The following is a 5,568-nucleotide window of genomic DNA, read 5'->3' as shown; positions in this document are numbered from 1 at the left end:
TCTTTCAATGCTAAAATAAAAGCGTTCAGGGCACAGTTTAGAGGGGTCAAGAATGTGGAATTCTTTCTGTTTAGATTAACTACAATCTTTGCTTAAACACAACTTTTGATCTTGATCCCGCAACACTTTATAATTTTACAAGACTAAAAACATTGAAAATAAAAAAAGTCTTTCCAAAAAAGGAAAGACTTTTTAATATCTTAGTAGAATCTAAAATTATATTGTAGCAACATGTTTAGTTAACTGCGATTTTAAGTTACCAGCTTTATTAGAATGAATCACATTCTTTTTAGCTAACTTATCAATCATACTAATTACTGAAGGCAACATTGTTTGCGCTTCTTTAGCATCAGTAATTTCACGTAACTTCTTTATAGCATTACGAGTTGTTTTATGCTGATATTTATTAAGTACACGTCTTTTTTCGTTACTTCTAATTCTCTTTAAAGCTGACTTATGATTTGCCATTATATTCTTTCTTATTAAAAATTGTAGCCCGTAGGGGAATCGAACCCCTCTTACATGGATGAAAACCATGCGTCCTAGCCGATAGACGAACGGGCCATTTTGGTTATTTTATTATTTAAATGAACCGACAACGTTTCCATTGCGGTTGCAAAAATACAACTATTTTTAAATTCTGCAACACCTAAGTAATTTTTTTTTTAAAAAATTAATATGCCTTGGCAAAAAGCACACGTTGAATCGATGGTTTCCCGCTGTATACGCACGTTCCTTCCTCTTTTTTATTTTTCATAGGTATACATCTAATAGTTGCTTTTGTTAACTCTTTTATCTTTTGTTCAGTCTCTGCTGTACCATCCCAATGGGCTGAAATAAATCCTGTTTTTGTATTTAAAACCGCTTTAAAAGTTTCAAAATCATTTACTTCAGTAATATGCTCGTCTCTATAATTTAAAGCTTTGTGAAATAATTCATTTTGAATTACCTCAAGAAGCTCTTTTATTTTTGAAGCCAAACCATCCATCTGAACAATTTCTTTAGTTAAGGTATCCCTTCTTGCCAATTCGATGGTATTATTTTCTAAATCTTTTGGACCTATGGCAATTCTTAAAGGCACACCTTGCAATTCGTGCTGCGCAAACTTTGCTCCTGGTCTATGAGTTGTTCTTTTATCAAACTTACAGCTTACTCCTAATGCTTTTAATTCTTTAATTATGCTTTCAGCTTTTTCTGTAATTGCTTCAAATTGCTCATCAGTCTTATAAATAGGTACAATAACGACCTGAGATGGTGCTAAGTTTGGTGGTAACACCAAACCTTTATCATCACTATGCGTCATTATTAACGCCCCCATTAATCGTGTTGAAACTCCCCAAGATGTAGCCCAAACATAATCTAGTTTACCTTCGTTGTTGGTAAACTTAACATCAAATGCTTTTGCGAAATTTTGACCTAAAAAATGAGATGTACCAGCTTGAAGCGCTTTTCCATCTTGCATTAATGCTTCAATACAATACGTTTCTACAGCACCTGCAAAACGCTCACTTTCTGTTTTCACTCCTTTTATAACAGGTATAGCCATAAAGTTTTCAGCAAACTCTGCATAAATATCATTCATTTGTTCTGCTTCAACTAATGCTTCTGCTTTTGTAGCATGAGCCGTATGTCCTTCTTGCCATAAAAATTCGGCCGTTCTTAAAAATAAACGTGTTCGCATTTCCCAGCGTACCACATTGGCCCATTGATTTATTAAAATTGGTAAATCTCTATAACTTTGAATCCATCCTTTATAGGTATTCCAAATAATAGCTTCACTTGTTGGTCTAACAACTAGCTCTTCCTCTAGTTTAGCTTCAGGATCTACTCGTAACTTCCCTTCGTTGTCTGGATCATTTTGCAATCTATAATGTGTAACAACAGCACATTCCTTAGCAAAACCTTCAGCATTTTTCTCCTCTGCTTCAAATAAGCTTTTTGGAACAAACAATGGAAAATATGCATTTTCATGACCTGTTTCTTTAAACATGCGATCCAATTCAGCTTGCATTTTTTCCCATATGGCATAACCGTACGGCTTTATAACCATACAGCCTCTTACAGCAGAATTTTCTGCTAAATTAGCCTTTACAACCAATTCATTGTACCATTTTGAATAATCTTCAGCTCTACTCGTAAGATTTTTGCTCATTTTAAGTGTTTTGGCACAAATATTGTGCTTATGTTAAATGTATTAAATAGTTCAGCAAAACTAACTATTTTTGCTATGTTCAACAATAAAAAAAAAGAGATATGCAATTTAAAACTATTATAATTAAAAAATTGCCATTTTTTGTTGCACTTGGTTTAGCGACTGTGTTAACTTCTTGTGGGTCGTTTCAATATTCTGGATACGACAATGACGGCATCTATTCTTCTGAAGAATATGAAAAAGAAACCGACGAACCTGTCGTGACAACTTCGACTAATGACTCTAATTATTACAAAAATTATTTTGCTGAAAATTCAGCAGAAATTGAAGCCATAAAAGAGGAAAGTGAAGTATTTACAGATATAGACTCCTATGAAAGTAACTATGTTGAAACTGCTCAAGATACTTTAGAACAACGACCAGCTTATGGTGGTTGGGGACAAGACAACAACACTATAACCATTAATTACATCGACAATGGTTGGTATGGTTACAACAATCCATGGATGTGGAATGTTGGTTTTGGCTATGGTTACTATGGTTGGGAACGTCCTTGGGGATACAGGTATAATAATTGGGGTTGGAATAGCCATTGGGCTTATGGTTATGGCTACCACTCTCCTTGGTACTACAATTACGGTTATGCTTACGGCTACGGTCATAACAATTGGGGTTGGAATAATAATTACTACAGAAACACCAATAGATATGCTTACAGCAACTCTAGAAGAGGATCATTACTTTATAATAATAACTTAAGCCGTAGAAATACTTCTACACTTTCTCGCAGAAGTAATTCTGCACTATCAAGAAGAGATTATTCTACTCGTAGAGTATTAAACTCTAGTAATGCCAATAGAAGTACTAGAAGCACAAGAACATTTTCTAATTCTTCAACTAGGACAATTAGAAACTCAAGTTCAACTAGGCCTACACGTACAGTTAGATCGAGTTCAAACACGAGAGTTAGACCTTCTACAACAAGGTCAACAAGATCAAATACTAGAGCAACTACGCCTACAAGAAGCACAAGATCTTCTGGTTCTGTTCGTTCTAGTTCTAGCAGCTCTAGGTCTTCATCTGGCAGCGTAAGATCATCAGGAAGTTCTAGGTCTTCTAGTAGCAGCTCATCTAGCAGTAGACGTGGCAGAGGATAAACTTATATTTGATTCCTAAATTAAAAAAATTACTTATGAAAAAATTACTTATGTTATTAGGCGTAGGCTTAATAAGCACATCCTATATTGTAGCACAAGACATTACTGACGCAGTAAGATATTCTATGGATGAAATTCAAGGAACAGCTCGTTTTAAAGCCATGAGTGGTGCTTTTGGAGCCTTAGGAGGAGACATGTCTAGTGTTAATATTAATCCAGCAAGTTCTGCTATTTTTAATAACAGTCATGCCTCATTATCTGTAGGCTTATTTAATAAGAGTAATGATATCAGTTATTTTAATGAGAATAATTCATCATCAGATTTAACCATTGACTTAAATCAATTAGGTGCTGTGTTTGTTTTTAATAATGTGAATTCAAATTCACTTTGGAAAAAATTCTCGTTAAGCGTTGCTTATGATAGTTCTACAAACTTTGATAATGATTGGGTTGCTAGAGGAGTAAATCCAAATAATACAATTGGTGATTACTTCGTTGAGAATGCTAATGGACAACCTTTAGGTGATATTTCTGCTTTACCGGGAGAATCTTTATCTCAAGCTTATTCTGAAATTGGCTCTATATACGGTTTTCAAAATCAACAAGCATTTTTAGGATATGAAGGCTATATCATAAATCCTGATGAAGATGACACTACAAACAATTATATTTCAGCTATTAAAGGCGGAAATTACAATCAGCATTACTCCTATGCTAGTTCAGGTTACAACGGAAAATTAGCATTTAATTTTGCAACAAGCTATAATGACAAGTTTTATTTTGGATTAAACTTGAACTCACATTTTATAAACTACGATCGCTCTACTTTTCTTGATGAGTCTAACTCAAATGCAAGTTCTACAATTACAAACGTAAATTTTGAAAATAATTTACGAACAACAGGAAGTGGGTTTTCTTTTCAATTAGGAACTATTGCTAAGATTACTGAAGCATTTAGAGTGGGATTATCATATAACTCACCAACTTGGTATAGAGTCTCTGAAGAAACTTCACAGTATTTAGCCACAACTAGAATAGAAGGAGGAGTACCTATTAACCAAATAGTAAATCCAAATATTATAAACATATACGAAGATTACAAATTACAAACACCAGGAAAACTTACAGGAAGTTTAGCATATGTTTTTGGAAAGAAGGGCTTAATAAGCTTTGATTATGCTATAAAAGATTACAGTAATATAAAGTTTAGACCAACATCTGATTCGTATTTTTCATCAATAAACAATGAAATAAATGCTACGTTAGACACAGCCACTTCTTATAAAATAGGTGGAGAATATCGCTACAAACAACTTAGCTTTAGAGGAGGTTATCGTTTTGAAGAAAGTCCTTATAAGGATAATGATTTTTATGGTGATTTAAACGGCTATTCCTTAGGTTTAGGATATAATTTTGGTGATTTTAATATTGATTTAGCATTTAGCCAATCTGAACGTGAAATCAACTATCAATTATATAATATAGGACTTACAGATGCAGCTTCAATTAAATCTAAATACACAGATTTTATATTAACGTTAGGTTTTAATATATAACAGAACTTGCAATACACCACAAAAGCCTGAGTATTTAATTGCTCAGGCTTTCTTGTTTAGACATCACTACTTAACCAACCCTATTACAAGTGCCAATTTTATATAAAAAAGATTGTCTATAAGATTGCTTTACTCGATGCAAAAAGTATTCTGCTACTTACATTAGGTTTAATTGTGTAAAACTTCATAATTCTATGAGTTAGTAATTTATTTCACAACTAAATAAATAGTATTATCTGTTGTTTAAATTTGTTATACAACCTAAGTTCATCATTTTTACATAATGAATTTCTGACTATTGTAACCGTTACAGATCGACTCTTATTAGTATAGTTATGACTTAAGATTACAAAAAAAGCCTGAGCATTTAATTGCTCAGGCTTTTTATTTTTATCACATCTACATTTTATCGTTTTAAAGTAAAATGCGCTTTGTATTCTTTACGTTCATTAGTTATTGGTTCGTTGTATTCTACTCTAAACCAATAGTCGCTTGTTGGTAATGCGTTACCATTATACGTTCCGTTCCAACCGTTTCCATCTGGACTCAATTGTTTTAATAATTTTCCGTAACGGTCAAATATATAAATTTTTGCACTACTTCCAATACCTTCGATGTTCCAAGTTTCATTTTTACCATCTCCATTAGGTGTAAAATACAATGGATAGTCAATAACAAACTTTGGTTCTGTTGTTAAACCACA

At 33.0% G+C, this 5,568-nt stretch carries 5 protein-coding genes and 1 tRNA gene; 2 read left to right on the top strand and 4 right to left on the bottom strand.

The window, feature by feature from the left end:
- Positions 1-216: 216 nt before the first annotated feature.
- The 3 genes from rpsT to proS all read right to left on the bottom strand — a co-directional run bounded on the left by rpsT (position 217) and on the right by proS (position 2,152).
- Positions 217-468: a 30S ribosomal protein S20 gene (gene rpsT, locus VDP25_RS17215; protein WP_215925541.1), complete on the bottom strand. Its 252-nt coding sequence runs from the start codon at positions 466-468 to the stop codon at positions 217-219.
- A gap of 24 nt (positions 469-492) precedes the next feature.
- Positions 493-564, bottom strand: a tRNA-Glu gene (locus VDP25_RS17210).
- 109 nt (positions 565-673) lie between these two features.
- Positions 674-2,152 carry a proline--tRNA ligase gene (gene proS / locus VDP25_RS17205; RefSeq protein ID WP_334471810.1) on the bottom strand — a complete coding sequence of 493 codons (1,479 nt, stop codon included), beginning with the start codon at positions 2,150-2,152 and terminating at the stop codon, positions 674-676.
- Positions 2,153-2,253: 101 nt separating this feature from the next.
- Between proS and VDP25_RS17200 the strand changes: the two genes are divergently transcribed.
- Both VDP25_RS17200 and VDP25_RS17195 read left to right on the top strand, forming a co-directional pair.
- Entirely contained in the window at positions 2,254-3,309 is a 1,056-nt protein-coding gene (locus VDP25_RS17200; protein ID WP_334471809.1) for a hypothetical protein, read from the top strand.
- A 35-nt stretch (positions 3,310-3,344) separates the two neighbouring features.
- Entirely contained in the window at positions 3,345-4,865 is a 1,521-nt protein-coding gene (locus VDP25_RS17195) for an OmpP1/FadL family transporter (RefSeq protein ID WP_334471808.1), read from the top strand.
- A 406-nt stretch (positions 4,866-5,271) separates the two neighbouring features.
- On the opposite strand, the gene VDP25_RS17190 is transcribed toward VDP25_RS17195, so the two are convergent.
- A partial coding sequence (locus VDP25_RS17190) for a T9SS type B sorting domain-containing protein (RefSeq protein ID WP_334471807.1) occupies positions 5,272-5,568 on the bottom strand: 297 nt, incomplete at its 5' end.

Origin of the sequence: Winogradskyella sp. ECml5-4, assembly GCF_036903175.1 — a bacterium.
GTDB lineage: Bacteria > Bacteroidota > Bacteroidia > Flavobacteriales > Flavobacteriaceae > Winogradskyella > Winogradskyella damuponensis.
The sequence above is the reverse complement of the archived record's forward strand: the minus strand, read 5'-3'. Positions and strand labels throughout refer to the sequence as shown.

Coding starts and splice junctions, on each gene's coding strand:
- VDP25_RS17200 (WP_334471809.1), top strand. CDS start 2,254: ATGCAATTTAAAACTATTATAATTAAAAAATTGCCATTTTTTGTTGCA.
- proS (WP_334471810.1), bottom strand. CDS start 2,152: ATGAGCAAAAATCTTACGAGTAGAGCTGAAGATTATTCAAAATGGTAC.
- VDP25_RS17195 (WP_334471808.1), top strand. CDS start 3,345: ATGAAAAAATTACTTATGTTATTAGGCGTAGGCTTAATAAGCACATCC.
- rpsT (WP_215925541.1), bottom strand. CDS start 468: ATGGCAAATCATAAGTCAGCTTTAAAGAGAATTAGAAGTAACGAAAAA.